Origin of the sequence: Hymenobacter coccineus (genome assembly GCF_001816125.1) — a bacterium.
Classification (GTDB): Bacteria; Bacteroidota; Bacteroidia; order Cytophagales; family Hymenobacteraceae; genus Hymenobacter; species Hymenobacter coccineus.
In genome coordinates this window covers 31087-50967 of the sequence record NZ_MDZA01000122.1, presented here as the reverse complement: position 1 = coordinate 50967, position 19881 = coordinate 31087, and the positions used below count along the sequence as shown (strand labels likewise).

General features: G+C 61.2%; 20 protein-coding genes. 8 read left to right on the top strand and 12 right to left on the bottom strand.

Features of this window, described 5'->3' with window-relative positions:
• Together BEN49_RS27765 and BEN49_RS09315 are read left to right on the top strand one after the other, a co-directional pair.
• Positions 1-195: hypothetical protein (locus BEN49_RS27765; RefSeq protein WP_158022810.1), on the top strand; the 195-nt coding region annotated here is incomplete at its 5' end.
• 48 nt (positions 196-243) lie between these two features.
• Positions 244-867, top strand: coding sequence for a helix-turn-helix transcriptional regulator (locus tag BEN49_RS09315; RefSeq protein WP_070742750.1), 624 nt, complete (start codon positions 244-246; stop codon positions 865-867).
• 17 nt (positions 868-884) lie between these two features.
• On the opposite strand, the gene BEN49_RS09310 is transcribed toward BEN49_RS09315, so the two are convergent.
• Positions 885-1187, bottom strand: a complete 303-nt coding sequence (locus BEN49_RS09310; protein ID WP_070742749.1) for a type II toxin-antitoxin system RelE/ParE family toxin — start codon at positions 1185-1187, stop codon at positions 885-887.
• Positions 1175-1354, bottom strand: coding sequence for a hypothetical protein (locus BEN49_RS09305; RefSeq protein WP_070742748.1), 180 nt, complete (start codon positions 1352-1354; stop codon positions 1175-1177). Before BEN49_RS09305 ends, BEN49_RS09310 begins: the two co-directional genes overlap by 13 nt.
• Positions 1355-1506: 152 nt before the next feature.
• On the opposite strand from BEN49_RS09305, the gene dnaN reads away from it, so the two are divergent.
• Together dnaN and gldC are read left to right on the top strand one after the other, a co-directional pair.
• Positions 1507-2631: a DNA polymerase III subunit beta gene (dnaN, locus tag BEN49_RS09300; protein ID WP_070742747.1), complete on the top strand. Its 1125-nt coding sequence runs from the start codon at positions 1507-1509 to the stop codon at positions 2629-2631.
• 147 nt (positions 2632-2778) lie between these two features.
• On the top strand, positions 2779-3117 hold the full coding sequence (gldC, locus tag BEN49_RS09295; protein ID WP_070742746.1) for a gliding motility protein GldC: 339 nt from the start codon (positions 2779-2781) through the stop codon (positions 3115-3117).
• Positions 3118-3261: 144 nt separating this feature from the next.
• On the opposite strand, the gene BEN49_RS09290 is transcribed toward gldC, so the two are convergent.
• The 6 genes from BEN49_RS09290 to BEN49_RS09265 all read right to left on the bottom strand — a co-directional run bounded on the left by BEN49_RS09290 (position 3262) and on the right by BEN49_RS09265 (position 10384).
• Positions 3262-3825 (bottom strand): DUF4890 domain-containing protein, encoded by a 564-nt coding sequence (locus BEN49_RS09290; RefSeq protein WP_070742745.1) that lies wholly within the window; start codon positions 3823-3825, stop codon positions 3262-3264.
• Between the two features lie 225 nt (positions 3826-4050).
• Positions 4051-4587 (bottom strand): dCTP deaminase, encoded by a 537-nt coding sequence (gene dcd, locus BEN49_RS09285; protein ID WP_070742744.1) that lies wholly within the window; start codon positions 4585-4587, stop codon positions 4051-4053.
• A gap of 74 nt (positions 4588-4661) precedes the next feature.
• Positions 4662-5597, bottom strand: coding sequence for a hypothetical protein (locus BEN49_RS09280; protein WP_070742743.1), 936 nt, complete (start codon positions 5595-5597; stop codon positions 4662-4664).
• Positions 5598-5735: 138 nt separating this feature from the next.
• A complete protein-coding gene (gene hemL / locus BEN49_RS09275) occupies positions 5736-7034 on the bottom strand; it encodes a glutamate-1-semialdehyde 2,1-aminomutase (protein ID WP_070742742.1) in 1299 nt (432 codons plus the stop codon).
• 172 nt (positions 7035-7206) lie between these two features.
• On the bottom strand, positions 7207-9255 hold the full coding sequence (locus BEN49_RS09270) for a type 1 periplasmic-binding domain-containing protein (protein ID WP_070742741.1): 2049 nt from the start codon (positions 9253-9255) through the stop codon (positions 7207-7209).
• A gap of 208 nt (positions 9256-9463) precedes the next feature.
• Positions 9464-10384, bottom strand: a complete 921-nt coding sequence (locus BEN49_RS09265; protein ID WP_070742740.1) for a cation diffusion facilitator family transporter — start codon at positions 10382-10384, stop codon at positions 9464-9466.
• A 283-nt stretch (positions 10385-10667) separates the two neighbouring features.
• Between BEN49_RS09265 and BEN49_RS09260 the strand changes: the two genes are divergently transcribed.
• The gene (locus tag BEN49_RS09260; RefSeq protein WP_204376077.1) at positions 10668-11405 is read left to right on the top strand and encodes a DUF1361 domain-containing protein; all 738 of its coding nucleotides are present in this window, start codon (positions 10668-10670) and stop codon (positions 11403-11405) included.
• A gap of 57 nt (positions 11406-11462) precedes the next feature.
• On the opposite strand, the gene BEN49_RS25570 is transcribed toward BEN49_RS09260, so the two are convergent.
• Entirely contained in the window at positions 11463-13085 is a 1623-nt protein-coding gene (locus BEN49_RS25570) for a DUF4435 domain-containing protein (RefSeq protein WP_083325947.1), read from the bottom strand.
• 125 nt (positions 13086-13210) lie between these two features.
• Between BEN49_RS25570 and dgt the strand changes: the two genes are divergently transcribed.
• The 3 genes from dgt to BEN49_RS09245 all read left to right on the top strand — a co-directional run bounded on the left by dgt (position 13211) and on the right by BEN49_RS09245 (position 16895).
• Complete coding sequence (gene dgt / locus BEN49_RS09255; RefSeq protein ID WP_083325946.1) at positions 13211-14587, top strand: dGTP triphosphohydrolase; 1377 nt, start codon at positions 13211-13213, stop codon at positions 14585-14587.
• Positions 14588-14819: 232 nt separating this feature from the next.
• On the top strand, positions 14820-16142 hold the full coding sequence (locus BEN49_RS09250) for a family 1 glycosylhydrolase (protein ID WP_070742737.1): 1323 nt from the start codon (positions 14820-14822) through the stop codon (positions 16140-16142).
• Positions 16143-16157: 15 nt separating this feature from the next.
• Entirely contained in the window at positions 16158-16895 is a 738-nt protein-coding gene (locus BEN49_RS09245; protein WP_070742736.1) for an SDR family NAD(P)-dependent oxidoreductase, read from the top strand.
• 82 nt (positions 16896-16977) lie between these two features.
• On the opposite strand, the gene BEN49_RS09240 is transcribed toward BEN49_RS09245, so the two are convergent.
• The 3 genes from BEN49_RS09240 to guaA form a co-directional block, all read right to left on the bottom strand.
• Positions 16978-17706, bottom strand: coding sequence for a type 1 glutamine amidotransferase (locus BEN49_RS09240; RefSeq protein WP_070742735.1), 729 nt, complete (start codon positions 17704-17706; stop codon positions 16978-16980).
• A gap of 97 nt (positions 17707-17803) precedes the next feature.
• A complete protein-coding gene (locus BEN49_RS09235) occupies positions 17804-18190 on the bottom strand; it encodes a GxxExxY protein (RefSeq protein WP_070742734.1) in 387 nt (128 codons plus the stop codon).
• A gap of 93 nt (positions 18191-18283) precedes the next feature.
• The gene (gene guaA, locus BEN49_RS09230; RefSeq protein WP_070742733.1) at positions 18284-19819 is read right to left on the bottom strand and encodes a glutamine-hydrolyzing GMP synthase; all 1536 of its coding nucleotides are present in this window, start codon (positions 19817-19819) and stop codon (positions 18284-18286) included.
• Positions 19820-19881: the final 62 nt, after the last annotated feature.

Sequence of the window (19881 nt, the reverse complement as noted above, 5' to 3'; positions counted from 1 at the left end):
CGCGCCGATGGGGCCCCGGGCATTGCCTTCGACGAGTTCGCCCTCACGCCCCGGGCACTGCTGCTGTTCTACCGGTTCGAGCTGCCCCACGTCGTCCAAAACTATGAGCCCGCCGATACCTACCGCTTCCCGTACGCGCGGGTGCGGCCCCGGGGCCCGCTGGTGCCGCTGGCCCGCGCCCCAAAAAAGCCGTAGCCGCCAGCGGTTATACATTTGCGCAACATTTCATTTGTGTAAATTTCCATGCTGGCCCCTGTCAACCTCCGCTTCGCCGAACTCATTCAAGAAGTTGGCCTAACCAAAAACGCCTTTGCGCAGTCGCTGGGCAAAACCGCCAGCGTCGTGCAACACCTCATCGACGGCCGCAATAAGCCCGGCTACGACCTGCTGTGCAAGGTTTTTGAGATTTATCCAAATGTATCGAAGGACTGGCTGATGGAAGGCCAGGGCCCCATGCTGCTCACCGGGGCCCCCAGCGCCGCCCCCGCTGCTGCCGTGCCGCCTGCCCCAGCCGTAGCCCTGAAAAAAGCCGCCGAGGCCCCCTCGCTCTTCGCCACTCAAGTGGCCGAGGAAGTTCTGGAAGCTCCGGCCGTCAGTGCGCAGCAGCCCGCGGCTAGTCCGGCGGTGCCATCCGTTGCGCTCCCGGTGGCGGCGGTCGCCTCGCCGGTCGCAACCCCGCCCGTGGGGCCCCCCACGCCGACACCCGCAGTAGCAGCGGCGGCGGCCGCGGCCGACGTGGCTATTGGCGCTGCCCTTCAAACCCAGCACTTGCTGCACCAATTGGCGCTGGCCGAAATGCGTAATCAGCACTTAGTAGAGCAGCAGCACTTGCTGCGCCAAATGTTGGACATGGCCCAAGGACGGTAGTGGGGCCCCGTGCTTGATTATAGTTGACTCAGGTCTGGTAAAGGCCGCGAGGTATGATGGATTTTCAAGATTAGAATCCGGTCGTTTGGTAATACTTCGTATATGATGCGGTAACTGCCTTCTAGCAGCTCCCGCAACAGTTGGTCTCCCGGGGCTTCGGGCAGCGTCCAGCCCATTTGTGGAAATTGATGCAGCGCATCGACCCGGCTGATGATTTTATCGAGCAGTCGTTCCGCGTAGGCCGGCGAGGTTTGCGTGAGGTACTCGTGTAATTGGTGCAGGTCGTCACGGGCCCCGAGTGTGAAGGTTATTTTTGCCATGTACTGGCTTCACGCTTCATTTCTTCAAAGGAAATGGTTTCGCCGCGCTGGCCTTGTTGGCGGCGTTTGTCAAGGTCTTCCAGCAAAATCAGACGCTCAACAAGCTCGTTCAACTCAAAATTAACCGGCAACGTTTTTACGGTTTCGATAACGGCTTCGTGTGTCATGGTGCAGTAGCGGTGGTATGCAAAGCAAGGTACATATGCTGCGATTAGGTTAGTTCATCCAATAAGCCAGTGCCTGTTGATTTGCCGCTTTCCAAAGCCCGGGGCGGCCGCGTATCTTTGCCGTCCCCCAACCCTAGCCCAGCCTTCGTCTTATGAAATTCATCGTCTCGTCCTCCGCCCTGCTCAAGCAGCTGCAGAGCATCAACGGCGTGGTTACAAACAACCCCGTGGTGCCCATTCTCGAGAATTTCCTCTTCGAGATTGAAGCCGGCAAGCTTACCATTACGGCTTCCGACCTGGAAACCAGCATGATCACCGAGCTGCCCGTGGAGGCCCGCGACGCCGGCCGCATCGCTGCGCCCGCCCGCATCCTGCTCGACACGCTCAAGAACCTGCCCGATCAGCCCGTCACCTTCACCATCGACGAGGAGACGTACACCATCGAAATCGGCTCGGCCAACGGGCGCTACAAGCTGGCCGGCGAGAACGCCGCCGACTTTCCCCGCGTGCCGGTGGTGAAGGGCTCGGCCCCGGTTGAAATCCCGTCGTCGTCGCTGGCCCGGGCCATCAATAAAACCATTTTCGCGGTGAGCACTGACGAGCTGCGCCCGGCCATGACTGGCATCCTGGTGCAGCTGGCCGACGCCCAAATCACCTTCGTGGCCACCGACGGCCACCGCCTGCTGCGCTACCGCCGCCAGGACGTGGGCGCCGGCCAAACCGCCAACCTCATCATCCCGCGCAAGGCCTTCAACCTGCTCAAGGGCGTGCTGCCCTCCGAGGCGGCCCCGGTGCGCATCGAGTTCAACCAGAGCAACGCCTTTTTCTCGTTTAACCAGATGCGCCTCGTGTGCCGCCTGATTGATGAGCGCTACCCTGATTACGAAAACGTGATTCCGGTGAGCAACCCCAACAAGCTCACCATCAACCGCCAGGAGCTGCTGAACTCGGTGCGCCGCATCAGCATCTACTCCAACAAAACCACCCACCAGGTGCGCCTGCGCCTGGCCGGCTCCGAGCTGACGGTTTCGGCCGAAGACCTCGACTTCAGCAACGAGGCCAACGAGCGCCTGGCCTGCCAGTACGACGGCGAGGACATGGAAATCGGCTTCAACGCCCGCTTCCTGCAAGAAATGCTCTCCAACATCGATTCCGAGGAAATTACCCTGGAGCTGAGCACCCCCAACCGTGCCGGCCTGCTAATGCCCGCCGCCGCCGACGACAGCGAAAGCATCCTGATGCTGGTGATGCCGGTGATGCTCAATAACTACGTTTAAATCGCTGATTACTCGTGATTAACCGTGTTCGCTGATTGGTAACAGCCAGCGAAACCACGGTTAATCAGTTTTTAATCGGTACCAATAGTTGAATTTGTAAGTCAAAGATTAATCAGTGAAATCACGGTTAATCACGAATAATCAGTGATGAAAAAATCCGAAATCCGCTTTAGTATTGCCCTCGACGACCAGAAAGTGCCCGAGGCCATCAGCTGGTCGGCCACCGATGCGGGGCCCGACATTCACTTTGCCAAGGCCATCAACATTGCCCTGTGGGACCGTGAGCAGGTGGGCACGATGAAAATCGACCTCTGGACCAAGGACATGCCGACCGACGAGATGAAGCGCTTCTGCGTGGACAACATGGGCTCGATGGCCGAAAATATTGTGTCGGCTACCAACGACGTGGAGATGGCCAAGAAAATCCGGGCCCTCTGCAAGGAGCTGTCCGAGTACTTAGATCAGCAGGAGCAGGGCTTGAGCTAGGGCCCCAAGGTTGCGATTGAACAGAAAAGCCCCGCTGGCGCATTGCCGACGGGGCTTCTTTGTTTCCAAGGCAAGCTTAGCTTGATTTTGTAATCTGAGAAAAAGCTAATAGTTAATAGCCATAAGCCAACAGCTTAAAAAGAGCTAGCGGGCGTTGCGGCCCAGGTTGCCGGCGGGGCGGGTGGTGGCTTTGGGGTTGGCCGGGCCGATGGTGGCGTTGTTGGCGCGGCCCGGGGCGGGGTCCCGCACCGACTTGACGAGGGCCTGGGTGGCGACCTGGGTGGCGGTGCTGGCGTAGTCGCGGTCGGCTTTGTCGTAGCGTTTGCGGGCGTCGTAGTAATTGGAGTACTGGTCGGTGCTGAGGACGGCTTTCAACTCCTGGTCGCGCTCGTGCAGGATGCCGGTGCGCTGCTGGTCGAGGACCGGCGCGTTTTTAGCGTTGAGGCGCTCGGCGGCTTCCAGCTTGGTGGTTTTGTCGGCGTTGATGGCGCGCAGGCGGGTGGCTTGGTAGCCGTTGAGGCGCAGGTCGCGCACCATCAGGTCGCTCAGACGCTCGGCGCGGTTGGTGGCTTCGGGGTTGAGGCGGGGGCTGGGCTGGGTCTTGTCTTGCACAATCACCGGCGGCAGGGCTATTTGCTGGGCCCGGGCGGCGGGGGCGGCCAGGGCCAGTAGGCCGGCCAGGGCCCCAAGGGAGAGGAAGCTGTTCATGGGCGGGATGGGTTACGGAAAGCTAAAACGGTACGCAAGGACCGCGCCGCACCCGCGCGTCCTCCTCCATTTCTAACGGTAAACCCGGCCGGCCGGTTGGGTTAAAGCTGTATTTGGGTCAAGATGCCCGGTGCTGTAGAACGGGGTGGTACTCCGTTTCCGAGTGAACGCCAAACGGAGTACCACTCCATTTTACATCACGGGTACCCTGTCTCCAAAATGGTGCTAAAACGTGTTTTGCCACATCATCGACTCCACCGGGCGGTCGGTGCGGTAGTTGTACTTGGCGCTGGGTTTGCGGTTGTAGAGGGTGGCCACGTCGCCCTGCACCAGGAAGTAGATGAGCTGCCCGATGGGCATGCCCGGGTACACCCGCACGGGCACCGACACGCTGATTTCCAGCGTCCAGTGGTTGCAAAAGCCCACGTCGCCTTTGCCCGCCGTGGCGTGGATGTCGATGCCCAGGCGGCCCACGCTGCTCTTGCCTTCGAGGAAGGGCACGGTGGCGTGGGTTTCGGTGTACTCGGCCGTCACCCCCAGGTACAGCTGCCCGGGCAGGAGCACAAAACCTTCCTCGCTCATCTCAAAGGTATCGATTTCGTTGTGGCGGCGGGCGTCCAGCACCGCGTCGCGGTAGGTGGCCAGGTAGCGGCCCAGGTGCACGTCGTAGGAGTTGGTGCCGAGGCAGCTATGGTCGAAAGGCTCGATGACGATGGTGCCTTTCTCAATTTCGGCAAGGATTTGCTGGTCGGTCAGGATCAAAACGGGGCAGGAAAAAAGGTGGGCGGGCGGCGCGGGGCCCCGCCGCAGGATGGAATGGGGGTACTTAAGGGCGGCTACTCGTAGCCGGGCCGCTGGGGCCCCACGGTGCCGTCGGGCGCTTCGTCCTCCTCGTCGTCATCGTCGCCGTAGCGGTCGTCGCGCAGGGGCTTGGGGCGGGCGTCGCGCAGGCGGCTGAGCAGACTGCGCCCCGGGGCGGGCGGGGCCACGTCGGGCTCCGGCTCGCCCTCGGGCGCCAGGTACTCGATGCGGCGCTGGAGGCCCGGAATGACGTTGAGCACCAGGTGCAGCAGCAGCAGGAAGCTGCTCAGGCTGAGCAAGAACGTGAGGTAGTCGAGCCAGTTGTGGCGCGGGGCGGGGCCCTCGGGCTGGGGCGTGGCTACAGACGAATCGTCGCCGGTGGCGGCCGGGTTTCCATCAGCGGTTTCGGATGCCTCGGCGGTGGGGCGGGCGTCGTCGTTGCTGTCGTTGGTGGTGAGGGGAGCGGCCATGGGCCCCTCGGCGTCGGGGGCTACGGCGGCCGCGTCGGCGGGGGCCCCGGCGGCGTTAAACTGGGCGTCGGCCTGCTTGATGAGGCGCTCCTCGGCCCGCACCAGGGCCACCCGCTCGTCGCGGGGCAGGCCGTGGATGAAAAACTCAAAGTTGCGGTCGCGCAGGATGCTGTTGAGCTGCTTGTTGAACTCGGCCAGCGACACAGGGCCCGTGCCGAAGCGGTTCTTGTAGCGCTCGGCGCTGGCGTTGTAGTTCTGGAACAGCTTCTTGAGGCCGGCGTTGTCGCCGAACTGGTCGAACTGCCGGCGGGCGGCGGCGGTGCGCAACGTCACCGGGAACTTGCCGCGGGTGAAGGACTTGTCGTACACCGTTTCGAAGGTGCGGAAGTTCAGCTCGTCCACCGTTTTGTCGAATAGCGCTTTGTTGGCCTGGGCGGGCGTTTGGGCCGGGGCGAGCCGGGCGAGCAGCAGCAGGAGCGCGAGAAAGGGAAGTTTTAGCATAAGCAAAGGAGCAGCGCACGGGAAGTCGCCGGGCAAAGTTCGCACACTTTACACGGGAAAGGTTCGCAAACGCCGCCGGGGGGCAGCCATTGCGAACCTTTCCCGGGCGCCGGGGCCCCATTTTAGCGGAGTAGGACGCTATAATCCGTGGGCTTCCACCAAAGATTCGCGGCAGGCGGTGAGGTACTTGTCCACTAGCTCGTCGGTGATGGCGGTGGAGATGAACAGGGCCTCGAATTGCGAGGGGGCCAGGTAGATGCCGCGCTCCAGCATGGCGTGGAAGTAGCGACCGAAAGCAGGCAGGTCGCACTGCTTGGCGTCTTCGAGGTTGTGCACCGGCTGCGCCGTGAAGAACAGGCTGAACATCGAGCCTACCCGGTTCACGGTGTAATTCAGGCCCAACTCCTGGGCAATTTGGCGGGTGCCGTCGGCCAGGCGGCTGGTGGTGGCGTCGAGCTGGGCGTACAGCTCGGGGTGCTCGTGCAGGTGGCGCAGCTGGGCCAGGCCGGCGGCGGTGGCCAGCGGGTTGCCCGAGAGCGTGCCCGCCTGGTACACCTTGCCAGCCGGTGCCACCTGGTCCATGATGTCGGCGCGGCCGCCGTAGGCCCCCACCGGCAGGCCCCCGCCGATGATTTTGCCCAGCGTCGTCATATCCGGCACGATGCCGAACAGCGCCTGGGCCCCACCGGGCGCGAGGCGGAAGCCGGTCATCACCTCGTCAAAAATCAGCACGATGCCGTGCTCGGTACACAGGGCCCGCAGGGCTGGCAAATAGCCTTCCTGCGGGGCCACCAGGCCCATGTTGCCCACCACAGGCTCGAGGATGATGGCGGCAATCTGGCCGGGGTTGGCGGCCACGGCGGCCTGCAGGGCGGGCAGGTCGTTGTAGGGCACGGTGAGGGTATCCTGGGCCACGCCGGCCGTGACGCCGGCCGAGTCGGGCGTGCCCAGGGTGAGGGCCCCCGAGCCGGCCGCGATGAGGAAGGCGTCGGCGTGGCCGTGGTAGCAGCCCTCAAACTTGAGGATTTTGGCCCGCCCCGTGTAGCCCCGCGCCACCCGGATGGCCGACATGCAGGCCTCGGTGCCGGAGTTCACGAGGCGCACTTTCTCGATGCTGGGCACCATCGTGGTAATGAGCTGGGCCAGTTCGCTCTCGCGGCGCGTGGGGGCCCCAAAGCTGAGCGAGTGGGGCAGGGCGGCGCGCACGGCGTCGAGCACTACGGCCGGGGCGTGGCCCAAAATCATGGGCCCCCAGGAGTTGATGAAATCGACGTAGCGGTTGCCGTCCACGTCGGTGAGCCAGGCGCCGGCGGCGCTCTGCATGAACACCGGCGTGCCGCCCACCGAGCGGAAAGCCCGCACTGGGGAGTTGACGCCCCCCGGAATCAGGTCTTTGGCCTGGGTGAAAAGGGCGTCGGAAGTCGTTTGGTTAAGCATGGAATTCGGTTGGCAATTAACAGGTTTCGGTGCCCCGTTAACAAGTAGAAAGGGGCATTGATGCGAATGGCTAGCTTTTTTTGCCGGCTGCTGGCTTGGTGCACCCAGGCAAGCCACCTGGGGGCCCTGGCGATTACCGGGCTGCCGGCGAAAAAGCCGGCAGCCCGGCGCGCTACTTTACCACCCGCATTTCCAGGCCGTCGAGCTTAGTGATGGGCACTACCTGGTTGTCGCGGAAGCCGTTGGGGTAGGCGTAGCCCTGGAATACGGCGCCCGGCGCGGGCGCTTCGGTGGCCAGGCCGGTTTGAAACGCGGGGCCAAACTCGGCCAGCGCATTGCCGAAAAACAGGAGCATGTCGAAGCCCTGGCTGGCGTAGGCGCTGGGCGGCAGGTGTTGGCGCTGCAAGTACAGCTGCCGGAAGCGGTGGTAGCCCAGGGCGTTTTCGTCGATGTACTTGGGCTGCACGAAGTAGATGCCGGGTCCGTTGAGCTGGCTGGGGTCGAGGCGCGGGTTGTCGAGCCAGGCCCCCGAGGCCAGCAGCGGCGGCCGGGTGGCGGCCGGCGCGGCGCGCTGCACGCCCAGGAAATAGGGCCCCGCCTTGCGGTCGTCGGAGGCCACCACGAGGTGGCCGGTGCCGGCCAGGTCGAGGCCGGCGCTGGCGGCGGCCAGGCTCTCGTCCACGTCGGGGTTGAAGCGGCGGCGGGCGCTGACCTTGCCGCCCAGGGCTTCAAACGTGGCCTGGTAGGCGTCGGCGAAAATGGTTTCGTCGTGGGCATCTTCGTGCAGCAGCACGGCCGGGCGGCCAATGCCGAAGGCATCGGCGGCAAACTGCGCCGCCAGCCGGCCCTGGGTGGCCGCGCCGGGGCTGTTGAGGTAGTGCCAGGGGTTATCAAGCACCAAGTCGCCGTCCTGCGAGAGCGGGTTCACGCACACAATCTGGTGCTCCTGGGCGTAGCGGGCCAGCAGCTTGGCGCCCGACTTGTACACCGGCCCAATCAGCAAATCCATGCCGGCTAGCTCGGGCAGGGCCAGCACCTGCTTCAGCCGCAGGGTATCGGCCCCGGTATCGTAGGCAAACAATTGCACCGGGTGGCCGGCCCGCTGGAGCGAGTCCTGGGCCAGGCGCAGGCCAGCGTAGAGGTCAGTCACAAACTGGTTTTTGCGCTGCTTCTGCCAGCTCGGGTCGTCGAACTCGAAGGGCAGCAGCACGCCCACGTTGTAGCTGGTTTTGCGGGCCGTGGCGTGGGCCGCCACCCGGGGCCCCAGGGGCCCGGCGTAGCGGGCCGCGTCGAGGCCAAACTGGGCCACCAGCGCGTCGAGCTGGGGCCGGTCGGCCTCGGTGCCGAAGCCGTTGGGTACGGCCAGGCGGTCGGCGTAGGCGCGGGCCAGGGCGGCATCGTCGGGGGTGCGGCGCAGCAGGCGCTGCCAGGTGCCGTGGTCGTTGAGGCGGGGCAGGTAGCTGGCTTTCAGTGCATCGCGGGCGGGACCGAAGTCGGCGGGCAGGGCCCCCAGCGTCTTCAAGGCCGTGTCATAGTCGCCCTGCTCCAGCGATACCTGGCCTTGCAGCAGCAGCGCTTCGTTGAGATTGGGGTAGGCAGGGTACTCGGCGCGCAGCAGGTTGAGGAGCTGCTCGGCGTCGGCCCACTGCCGCAGGCGGGCGTTGGCTACGGCGGCGAGGTAGGCCGCGTCGGCGGCGTGCGCGAAGCGGGCCCCGGGCTGGGCCAGGGGCTCCAGCTCCAGCAGCGCTGCGGCGTATTGGCCCTGGTCGAGCTGCACTTTGCCAGCCCGGTAGTGCGAATCCGGGCTACCCGTGCGGGCAGCGGGCTTGGCGGTAGCAGGTTTGGTGGGGGCGGGTTTGGCAACGGTAGGCTTGGCCGCGGCAGCTGCGCCGGCGGCGGGCTTGGCAGTGGCAGGGCTACCGGCAGCAGGCTTGGGAGTAGCGGAAGTGCCAGCGGCAGGCTTGGGAGCAGCAGAAGTGCCAGTAGGTTTTGCTACGGCAGAAGCACCAGCGGCTGGCTTAGCCGCGGTGGAAGTGCCAGCGGTGGGCTTGGCTGCGGTGGGGGCGGGAGCCGCCTTGGCCGCGGCTTTAACGGCCGGCTTGGACATGCCAGGCCTGGCACCCGGCGCCGCAGTGGGCGTTTGGGCCGCGGCGGCCAGCGGCAACAGGGCCCCCAGCAGCAGGCGTGGCAGCCGGAACCGGCGGGTAAAAACAAGGGGCATGGGCAGCGCGGAATGAGTGGGCCCACAAAAGTACGCAAGGCCCGGGGCCCCCGGAGGGCGTTGTTGCCGCCGGGTGCCGACCAATAAGCAGGCAACGCCGAAACCTCACCCCCGGCCCCTCTCCTGCGGAGAGGGGTGCCAATACCTGACCGTTGTAAGCTGAACGAGTATATTGAACGCACCCCTCTCGCAGAGAGCGGGGGTGAGGTTAACCCTTCGCCGCCGCCGCCGTGGCCTCCACAAAAATGCGCGTGAACTCGGGGTGCTTGGCCCGGATGGCGTGCTCCAGCCGGGCGGTGGCCGCCACCGTCTCGGCTGCTGACAGCTCGGGCCGGAAGCGCACGTCGAGCGCCAAAATGGCTTCCTGGGGCCCTAGGTACATAGAAAGGGGCGGGTGCAGGCGCGCCACGGCGGGCTCGGCGGTGGCCAGGGCGCGCAGGCTGGTCAGGGTGGCCGCGTTCACGCCCTCGCCCACCAGCAGGCCGCGGGTTTCCGCTAGCATGAACACGGCCATGCCAATCAGCAGCACCCCGATGGCCAGCGACGCGCTGCCGTCGAGGTAGGGGTTATTCAGCAAGTGACCGAAAAACACGCCCGCCAGCGCAATTAACAGGCCCACGAGCGCGGCCAGGTCTTCGAGCAAAATGGCGTACACGGCCGGGTCGCGGCTGGCGCGCAGGGCCTGCCAGAAGCCGGCGTCGCCGCGCGTTTTGTTGAACTCGCGGTAAGCCAGCGCGAAGGCCGTGCCCTCAAACAACACGGCCAGGCCCAGCACCCAGTAGTTCCAGGTAGGGTCGGAGAGGGGCGCGGGCTTTTGGATGTGAATCCAGCCCTCGTAGAGCGAGATGCCGCCGCCCACCGCGAAGATGAGCACGGCCACGATCATCGTCCAGAAATACAGCTCCTTGCCGTGCCCAAACGGGTGCTCGTCGTCGGCCGGCCGGGCGCTGCGGGCCAGGCCCAGGAGTATCAGCATCCCGTTGCCGCTGTCCACTAGCGAGTGGATGCCCTCGGAAAGCATGGCCGCGCTGCCGGTAAAAAACGCCGCCGCGAACTTGGCTACGGCAATGGCCACGTTGGCCCCAATGGCCCCGTACACCACGGTTTTGGAGGAAGAGCTACCCGCCATAAAATGAAGTTTGGATGAACGACTGGTACGCGCCCCGGCCGCGGGGGTTGGGTGCGGGGTAAGGAAACCCCGTGAACGGTCATGCTCATCTGGTGTTCGCGCAGCCGAGGCATCTCTGCTGCGGCAGCAGCTAAAGCAGTTTCCAAGTCGGCGTACCCGGCGCTGTAGAACGGAGTGGTACTCCGTTTTGACGTTCGCCCGGAAACGGAGTTCCACTCCGTTCTACAACGGCCGCCCATTTGCCTGAAAACTACGGTAGCTACTCAGCGGCAGAGATGCGGCAGTGGCACAGACGCTGGACGAGTACAACGGCCCGGTACGCCTGGGGCCCCCGGGCCGTACTTTCGCCGGCATGGAGCCCACCTTGCCCTTCACCCGCACGCGGGTCACGCTGTTGTTTGTGCTGGCCGCTTCGGTGGGCCTGAGCCTGTTCCTGATTGCCGGCCGGGTCGTCGTCACGCACCAAATCCGGTTCCTGTTCCTGGCCTGGAACCTCTTCCTGGCCCTCATCCCGTACGCGCTGAGCACGCTGCTCGGACTGGCCCGGGGGCCCCTGCGGGCGCGGCTGCTGCTGCCGGTGGGGGCGGTGTGGCTGCTGTTTTTCCCCAACGCGCCCTACCTCGTCACCGACCTCTTCCACCTCGACGAGCGCCCCGACGCCCCGCTCTGGTTCGACCTGGCCCTCATCCTCTCCTGCGCCTGGAACGGCCTGATGCTGGCCTACGCCTCGCTGGCCGACATGCAAACCCTGGTGCGCCTGCGCCTGGGGCCCCTGGCCGGCTGGGCCTTCGCCACGGTGGCGCTGCTGCTCAGCAGCTTCGGCATTTACCTGGGCCGCTACCTGCGCTACAATTCCTGGGACATCCTCACCAACCCGCTCACCCTTTTCTACGACATCCTCAACCGCCTGCTGCACCCCTTCGCCTACCCCCGCACCTGGGGCGTAACCATGGTTTTCGGCGCGTTTTTGCTGCTAGGTTACGGGACCGTGAGGGTGCTGGGGCGGGCCCAGGCGGAGTAGGGGGAGTATGATATACAGAAAGATTTAGGAGATAAAATGTGACATAAAAATATGGTTTCATTTATCCTTATTGATCAAATCTGCTAAAGGTTTTAGAAGAATCCTGTAGTACTCCTTTGTGTCTGCATTATCTATTATTAGTTTTCTGACTGAACTTTCATAATTTTCTCTAGTCAAACCAAGTCCTGTTGCAATACCGGTGAGGACTGGAGTTTCTCTTATGGGATATCTACAAATCAAATCGTTTAGTCTGTCCTCTTGTATTAGTCTATCAAATAATGCTTCTTCCTTCTGTATAATATCTCCTAAATCACACTCATATTTAAACTTGTTGCGTTTTGCTATGTCTTTATGTTTTGGAAGAGCTGTCATAATGTTGTTTCTAATCCACTTCTCACAAAGTCTAGAACACAATCTTTCTTTATGCGGTAGAATATTTCTTATTATTCCTGAAATAGCATTTGTATAAAGTTGGTTTTCGTCTGCTCCATTTATTTCTGCATATCTTTTAGCAATCTTTTTAACGACTTCTAAATTGTAATAAAGAGATTCTACAGAGTAACAATTTAGTGCGATAATGCCCTTGTCTGATAAATTATTTATTTGTACTGATGTGCGGTCATCAGCGTCGATTAATCCGTAAGCATTAATCCAATGCAAATTTTCAGTTTCTCTTATTCCTTCAACTGCTTTTTCCACTTGGCTGCAATTTCCTTGGGGAATAATTGTTAAATCTGGAAAAATAAGCTGATAGATTTGCCTATCTAAACTTTCATTTTCCCCTTCAACAAATAATATGTTGCGTTTTGCACCAAGTATGTCGCGTTTTACGTGATTTGGTATTTGATCCGCTTCCAGTATTAAGTCTGCATCCCAACTTATTATATTTGATCCATTCCATTGGCAGTTTCTTAAAAGTAATATACTCGATTCGGAATGATCAATGGGTAAGAAAACGTCGTGTGTTGATATAACAAAGACACAGTCTTTTCTTTTTTGAAATAATGAAGATAATAAGGGCGATATTATTGACCGATGTAAGTGCTTTTCAGGTTCATCAAGGATTATTAATTGATTAGGTTCAGTAGTTAGGACATCAGTGCATATTAAAAGTGCATTTCTTTCCCCGTCAGATAGTTCAGCAATGCTGTAAAAAGGACTATCGTTTTTAGATGCAAATAACTTATCATCTTTACCAAGAATTATTTTGATTGGAATATTTGCAATTGCTAATAATTCGTTTATTGATTGTATAGGGGCTTGAATATTAGAAAATGATTTAGCTAAATCAATATTTTTTTCGTCAACTGCGTTTGCTATGCTCCTTGCTCTAATATTTTCTGAATTAATCAGATCAAATATTGATATGCTTGATCTTTGGCCTGAATAGTCGTCCTTCCAACGAGATTGGATTTGATTGTCACTCTGTTTCATATACTGCTCTGTTTGTACTTTCGTAGAAGATGTCATGTCCATGGAATTACTGCTGAACCAAGTCTGCCTATGGGCCTGAATTCTTTTTGCGTGACTGTAATTTCGTTGGAAAAGATTGTGCATTAAGGTAGACTTGCCAACGCCATTTGCACCGAGCACAAATAATGCTTTCCCTTCCGTTAGTGGTATATTTATTTGGCCGTTATTGGAAGTTGGTATTAGGAAACTGTATTTGGATTCAGGCATTATACTGTTGAATGATTTAGTGTCCTCGTAAAGCTACGCTTAATTTGAACATCTATATTGTCTATATTATTTATGTCAAAAATATAGACAATGACGTGTAAATCGCTGCCCCTACCTTCGCGGCCATGCCTGAAATGACTTGGCCGCGCCTGCTCTCGCAGCGCCGCTTCCCCGATCAACAACTGCCGCTCACCAGTGCGGCGCCCGTGCGCGGGGCCTTCGTGCAGGACTACGACCGGGTGGTGTTCTCGTCGGCGTTCCGGCGCTTGCAGCGCAAAACCCAGGTGATGCCGCTGCCCGAAACCGACTTCGTGCACACCCGCCTCACGCACTCGCTCGAAACGGCCGTGGTGGGCCGCTCGCTGGGCCGCCTCGCCGCCCGCCACCTGCTGGAGGCCGACGGGGCCCTGGCCGCGCAGCTGCCCAACCTCGACCAGGACTGCGGCGACATTGTGGCCGCCGCCTGCCTGGCCCACGACATTGGCAACCCGCCCTTCGGCCACTCCGGCGAAGACGCCATCAGCAGCTACTTCGCCAGCGCCGCGGCGGCCCCGTACCTGGCGGGGTTGTCGGCGGCCGAAGTGGATGATTTGCAGAACTTTGAGGGCAACGCGGCGGGCTTCCGCATCCTCACCCACACCTACGCGGCGCACAGCACCGGCACCGCCGGCCTGGGCCTCACCTACGCCACGCTGGGGGCCTTCACGAAGTACCCCAAGCCGAGCGTGGTGGTAGCCGGGGCCCTACTCGGCGGCGCGTCGGAGAAGAAGTACGGCCACTTCCAGGCCGAAAACGCCCGGTTTCGCCACGTGGCCGCCGAGCTGGGCTTGCTGCCCAAAGACGCGGCCGCCGGCTTCTACCACCGCCACCCGCTGGCGTTTCTGGTGGAAGCCGCCGACGACCTCTGCTACCGCATCATCGACTTCGAGGACGGCCTCAAGCTGGGCCTCATTGCCCCGGAAACCGGCCTGCCGCTGCTCAAAGCCATGCTCGGCGACCCGGCCGGGCGCGTGGGCAGCGTGCAGTGGCACGACTGGCGCGAGGAGCTGGGCTACGTCCGCGCCCGCCTCATCGGCAAGCTGGTGGGGGAAGTGGCCACGATTTTTGCCCGCCACGCGCCGGCCATTTTGCGCGGCGACTACGACCAGCCGCTAATCAAGGAGCTGGGCTGCTGGCCCGATTTGCAGCAGGTGCAGCGCCTCAGCGTCGCGCGCCTCTACCGCAGCCGCCCGGTGCTCGAAATTGAAGCTGCCGGCTTTGAGGTGCTTGGGGGCTTGCTGGATGCATTTTTGGCCGCCACCTTCGACGCTGCCGCCGGCCACCGCGCCCGCAAATTGCTCGACCTTGTGCCCGACCAGTTCCGCGCCGTGGGGCACCAGGCCGGGGCCTCCGCCTACGAGAAAATCCTGCTCCTCACCGACTACGTGGCCGGCATGACCGACCAAAACGCGCTGAGCCTCTACAAAACCATCAAGGGCATCGAGCTGCCGAAGGGGTTTTAGGGCCCCGGGCCGTAGAGACGCGACACTTCGCGTCTCAGCCGTTGAACGGTCGTCGCTGAACAATAATTGGGCAGCGGCAACTGGGCCGCGATAAAGACGCGAAGTGCCGCGTTTCTACGGCAATGCATGCTTGAAAATGAAGGGTTTGTGAGGACGAATTGCTGTTTTTAGCATAACCCCGGGGTTTATTCCACCGTTATTAAACGTTCGGTTTCCACCCTAACCCGCTGAAATGGCTGCTCCTCAATTCCTCTTTGCCACCGGCATCGAAAATAGTAACCCCACCATCCAGAACGGCAAAGTGCGTGTCGACGAGTTGGAAAAATGCGGCCACTACCAGCACTGGCAGAAGGATTTTGACTTGGTGCAGGAGTTGGGCATCGAGTTTTTGCGCTACGGGCCCCCACTGCACACCACCTGGCAGGGCCCCGGCAAGTACGATTGGTCGTTTGCCGACCTCGCGTTTCAGGACCTGCGCCGGCGCAACATCGTGCCCATCGTGGACCTGTGCCACTTCGGGCTGCCCGACTGGCTGGGCAACTTCCAAAACCCCGATTTCCCCAAGCTATTTGCCGATTACGCACGGGCGTTTGCGCAGCGCTTCCCGTGGGTGCAGCTCTACACGCCGGTGAACGAAATGTACGTTTGCGCCGAGTTTTCGGCCCTTTATGGCTGGTGGAACGAGCAGCTGGCCAGCGACAAAGCCTTCGTCACGGCCCTCAAGTACATCGTGAAAGCCAATGTGCTGGCCATGCACGCCATCTCGGCGGTGCGGCCCGATGCGCTGTTCATTCAGAGCGAATCAAGCGAGTACTTCCACGCCGAAAACCCCGCTGCCATCAAGCCCGCCGAGTTGCTGAATGCCAAGCGTTTCTTGTCGCTGGACCTGAACTACGGCCGCCGCGTGGACTCCGACATGTACGAGTACCTGCTCGACAACGGCATGACGCGCGACGAGTACCACTTCTTTTTGAAGAATAACCGCCGGCACCAGTGCATCATGGGCAACGATTATTACCAGACCAACGAGCACCGCGTGCGCGCCGACGGCAGCACCACGGCGTCGGGCGAAATATTTGGCTACCACACCATTACCACCCAGTATTACGACCGCTACCGCCTGCCCGTGATGCACACCGAAACCAACCTCTGGCAGGGCCCCAAGGGCGACGAGGCCGTGAACTGGCTCTGGAAGGAGTGGGCCAACGTGCTGCGCGTGCGCAACGACGGCGTGCCGGTGCTCGGCTTCACGTGGTATTCGCTCGTCGACCAGGTAGATTGGGACACGGCCCTGCGGGAAAACAACGGCACCGTGAACCCGCTGGGTCTCTACGACTTGCAGCGCAACATCCGGCCTGTGGGGGAGGCCTACAAGCAGCTCATCAGCCAGTGGAAGCGGGTGCTGCCCGCCCAAAGCCTGGCCCTGCAGCTGCCCATCGTGATGCCCAACCAAAGCAACCAGGCCTGGGCCCGGCAAAAGCAAGCCGATGCCCAAGCCGCCGCGCAAGACCCGGCCATCGCCGCCGCCGATACCCCGTTGCAAGGCGCCCATTAATTTCTCCGCCATCCCATGCGCTTCCAAGACAAAGTAGTGATTATCACCGGTGGAGCCGGTGGTATCGGCTTGGCTACCGCCCAGCGCCTGGCCTCCGAAGGGGCCCGCATCGTGCTGGCCGACCTCAACCAGGCCAACCTCGACGCCGCCACGCCCGAGGTGCACGCCGCCGGGGCCCCCGACGTGCTGGCCAGCCTCTGCAACGTGGCCGACGAGGCCCAGGTAGTGGCCACCGTGCAGGCTACGCTGGCCAAGTTCGGCCGCCTCGACGTGGTGGTGAACAACGCCGGCCTGATGCAATTCAAAGCCCTCGAAGAGCTGACCGGTGAGGACTGGCTGCGGGTGCTGAGCGTGGACTTGCTGGGTGCGTTTTACTTCACCAAGCAAGCGTTTTTGCACATGAAGCCCGGCGGCGCGGTCGTGAACGTGTCGAGCGTCCACGCCATTGCCACCGAGGCGCTGGTGGCGCCCTACGCGGCGGCCAAGGCGGCCGTACTCTCGCTCACCCGCTCGTCGGCCATTGAAGGGGCCCCCAAGGGCCTGCGCATCAACGCCGTGCTGCCCGGCGCCATCGATACGCCCATGCTCTGGAACAACCCGAACGTGAAAAGCGGCGTCGAAAAAATCAACCCCAGCGACGTAGGCAAACCCGAAAACGTAGCCGCTGCCATCGCCTTTCTAGCCTCCGACGATGCCAAATTCGTGCAAGGCTCCGAGCTGCTGGTCGACGGCGGCCGGCTCGACCATTTGTAGGGCCCCGGGACCCTGATTATTAGCCCTAAAAAAGCCGCTGCGATATTTCGAAGCGGCTTTTTTGGGCGAGTTAAAACGGTATTTAATTAATTAAATAATTAGTTTCTTCTTCGTGTAAAGCCACCATGTTGGCTAGCAATTGCTCGATTAGTTTGCGGCCCTTCCACACCGATTTTAGCTTGGCGCGAATCTGCTCGGCGGTTTGCACAAATTCTTGCTCTTCGGCGGTTTCGTGGCCTTCAAAGGCCATTAATTGTTCGACCATTGGCACAGTCATTTCGGGGTGAAATTGTAGGCCCACAATGCCGTCGCCCCATACGAAGCCCTGCGTGGCGCACCCCGCCGACATGCCCACCCGCAGGGCCCCCGGCGGCACCGTGAAGGCATCGAGGTGCCAGTGCAGCACGGCGGCTTTCTCGGGCCAGCCGCGCAGCAATGGGTGCTCCAGGGCTTTGGCCGAGAAGCGCACCGTCCAGAACCCGATTTCCGGCTCGGCATTCGGTCGCACTTCGGCCCCCAAGGCTTGCGCCACTAATTGGGCCCCCAGGCAGATGGCCAGCGTAATTTTCCCCGCCCGCAACACCTGCTGGATAAACACCTTCTCGTCGCGCAGCCACGGAAACCGGGCTTCGTCGTGCACGCTCATGGCCCCGCCCAGAATCAACAACCCGTCAAAATCGGCCAGCGCCGGAAACACTGGCTCAGGCTCGAACAGCCGCGTGTACGTCAGCGTGTGGCCGTGCGCCGCCAGCCAATCGGAGGCGTGCCCGGGGCCCTCGTCGGGCAGGTGTTGAAGGCAGTGCCAAATCACGGATTATGTGGATTAAGGCGGATTAATCGGATTTTGGGGACGATTTCTTTTGCCTGTTTTGGCGTTGGGGATTCCTATTGTGTTGTTTCTTAGAGTATCAGCGGGAATGGCTGCGGACGAAGCGTTTGAAGCAGAGGCTGGCCTCACCGAAATTGATGAGCAAGCCCACTTCTAGCCGATAGGCATTCAGGTAATTAATGATTTGAGCGTGGTTGAGCGGATTTAATTCAGTCAGCGCTTTTATTTCAACTAAGACACAATCATCAACCAAGAAATCTACTCGCCTGGCCCCCACTTGTGTTTCCAAGTAGAATACCGGCAAATGAACTTCTGACTCAAAGGCTAAGCCAGCCCTTGTCATTTCTAACGACAACGACCGGTGATAAATATTTTCAGGAAAGCCGCTGCCCAATGCTGAATGCACTCGCATTGCTCCGCCAATAATTTCTTTTGTCACCGCATTGTGGCGCGTATCCAACAACATAGTAACAAAACATTTAATTAAATAAAGCAGCTCAAAGGTAAATCGTCCCCAAAATCCGACCAATCCGTCTTAATCCGCAAAATCCGTGATCATTTATTCCCACTCAATCGTCGCCGGGGGCTTGCTGGAAATGTCGTACACCACGCGGTTGATGCCCCGCACCTGGTTGATAATCTTGTTGCTAACCTCGGCCAGGAACTCGTAGGGGAGGTGCGCCCAGTCGGCGGTCATGCCGTCCACGCTGGTCACGGCGCGCAGGGCCACTACCCGCTCGTAGGTGCGCTCGTCGCCCATTACGCCCACGCTTTGCACGGGCAGCAGCATCACGCCGGCCTGCCACACTTTATCGTACAGGCCGTGCTCCTTTAGCAGGTTAATAAATACGCCGTCGGCGCGCTGGAGCAGGTCTACTTTCTCGGGCGTGATGTCGCCGAGGATGCGGATGCCCAGGCCGGGGCCCGGGAAGGGGTGGCGGTTCAGGATTTCGCCGGGCAGGCCCAGCGTGGCGCCCACCTCGCGCACCTCGTCCTTGAAGAGCATGCGCAGCGGCTCCACAATTTTGAGGTTCATCTTCTCGGGCAAGCCGCCCACGTTGTGGTGGCTTTTGATGGTCACCGATGAGCCATGTACCGATACCGACTCAATCACGTCGGGGTAAATGGTGCCCTGGGCCAGCCAGCGGGCCCCTTCTACCTTCTGCGCCTCGCGGTCGAACACCTCGATGAAGGTGCGGCCGATGGCCTTGCGCTTCTGCTCGGGGTCGGAGAGGCCGGCCAGGGCGGTGTAGAACTCGCTGCTGGCCTCCACGCCGGTCACGTTCAGGCCCAGGCCCTCGTAGGCCTTCAGCACCGAGGCAAACTCGTCCTGCCGCAGTAGGCCGTTATCCACGAAAATGCCGTGCAGCCGGGGCCCGATGGCGCGGTGCAGCAGCAGCGCCGCCACGCTGCTGTCCACGCCGCCCGAGAGGCCGAGAATCACTTGGTCGTCGGGGCCGATGGTGTTTTGCAGCGCCGCTACGGCCGAATCCACGAAGTGCTCGGGCGTCCAGCTCTGGGCGCAGCCGCAGATGTCAACGACAAAGTTTTTTATCAGCTGCTTGCCTTCGGTGGAGTGCGTCACCTCGGGGTGGAACTGGATGCCGTAGGTGGCCTGGCCTTCGATTTCGTAGGCCGCCACCTGCACGTCGGGCGTGCCGGCAATGGCCAGGAAGCCTTCCGGCAGCGTTTTAATGGTGTCGCCGTGCGACATCCACACCTGCGAGCCGGGCGTGAGGCCGTGCAGCAGCGGGTGGTGCTGGTTAAGGTGCGACAGGCGGGCGCGGCCGTACTCGCGGATGGTAGCGGGCAGCACTTCGCCGCCGCCCTGCTGGGCCAGCAGCTGGGCCCCGTAGCACACGCCCAGCACCGGCACGTGGCCCAGCAAGTGGCCCAGGTCGGGGTTGGGGGCGTCGGCGTCGCGCACCGAGCAGGGCGAGCCGGACAGCACAACGCCCCGAATGTCGTCGCTCAGGGCGAGGGTCGGGGCGTGGGTGTAGGGGTGAATTTCGCAGAAGACGTGCAGCTCGCGGATGCGCCGGGCAATGAGCTGGGTGTACTGCGAGCCAAAATCCAAAATGACGATACGTTCCATGCCACAAAGCTAATCGCTGATTATGCAGATTAACCGTGATTTCGCCCATTCCATCACAGATT

What these genes read in the sequence shown, in the direction of transcription:
- BEN49_RS09250 (WP_070742737.1), top strand. Translation starts at nt 14,820, where the DNA reads ATGGCTGCTCCTCAATTCCTCTTTGCCACCGGCATCGAAAATAGTAAC.
- BEN49_RS09310 (WP_070742749.1), bottom strand. Translation starts at nt 1,187, where the DNA reads ATGGCAAAAATAACCTTCACACTCGGGGCCCGTGACGACCTGCACCAA.
- BEN49_RS25570 (WP_083325947.1), bottom strand. Translation starts at nt 13,085, where the DNA reads ATGCCTGAATCCAAATACAGTTTCCTAATACCAACTTCCAATAACGGC.
- BEN49_RS09235 (WP_070742734.1), bottom strand. Translation starts at nt 18,190, where the DNA reads ATGTTGTTGGATACGCGCCACAATGCGGTGACAAAAGAAATTATTGGC.
- guaA (WP_070742733.1), bottom strand. Translation starts at nt 19,819, where the DNA reads ATGGAACGTATCGTCATTTTGGATTTTGGCTCGCAGTACACCCAGCTC.
- hemL (WP_070742742.1), bottom strand. Translation starts at nt 7,034, where the DNA reads ATGCTTAACCAAACGACTTCCGACGCCCTTTTCACCCAGGCCAAAGAC.
- BEN49_RS09280 (WP_070742743.1), bottom strand. Translation starts at nt 5,597, where the DNA reads ATGCTAAAACTTCCCTTTCTCGCGCTCCTGCTGCTGCTCGCCCGGCTC.
- BEN49_RS09305 (WP_070742748.1), bottom strand. Translation starts at nt 1,354, where the DNA reads ATGACACACGAAGCCGTTATCGAAACCGTAAAAACGTTGCCGGTTAAT.
- BEN49_RS09290 (WP_070742745.1), bottom strand. Translation starts at nt 3,825, where the DNA reads ATGAACAGCTTCCTCTCCCTTGGGGCCCTGGCCGGCCTACTGGCCCTG.
- dnaN (WP_070742747.1), top strand. Translation starts at nt 1,507, where the DNA reads ATGAAATTCATCGTCTCGTCCTCCGCCCTGCTCAAGCAGCTGCAGAGC.
- gldC (WP_070742746.1), top strand. Translation starts at nt 2,779, where the DNA reads ATGAAAAAATCCGAAATCCGCTTTAGTATTGCCCTCGACGACCAGAAA.
- BEN49_RS09315 (WP_070742750.1), top strand. Translation starts at nt 244, where the DNA reads ATGCTGGCCCCTGTCAACCTCCGCTTCGCCGAACTCATTCAAGAAGTT.
- BEN49_RS09245 (WP_070742736.1), top strand. Translation starts at nt 16,158, where the DNA reads ATGCGCTTCCAAGACAAAGTAGTGATTATCACCGGTGGAGCCGGTGGT.
- BEN49_RS09270 (WP_070742741.1), bottom strand. Translation starts at nt 9,255, where the DNA reads ATGCCCCTTGTTTTTACCCGCCGGTTCCGGCTGCCACGCCTGCTGCTG.
- dgt (WP_083325946.1), top strand. Translation starts at nt 13,211, where the DNA reads ATGCCTGAAATGACTTGGCCGCGCCTGCTCTCGCAGCGCCGCTTCCCC.
- BEN49_RS09265 (WP_070742740.1), bottom strand. Translation starts at nt 10,384, where the DNA reads ATGGCGGGTAGCTCTTCCTCCAAAACCGTGGTGTACGGGGCCATTGGG.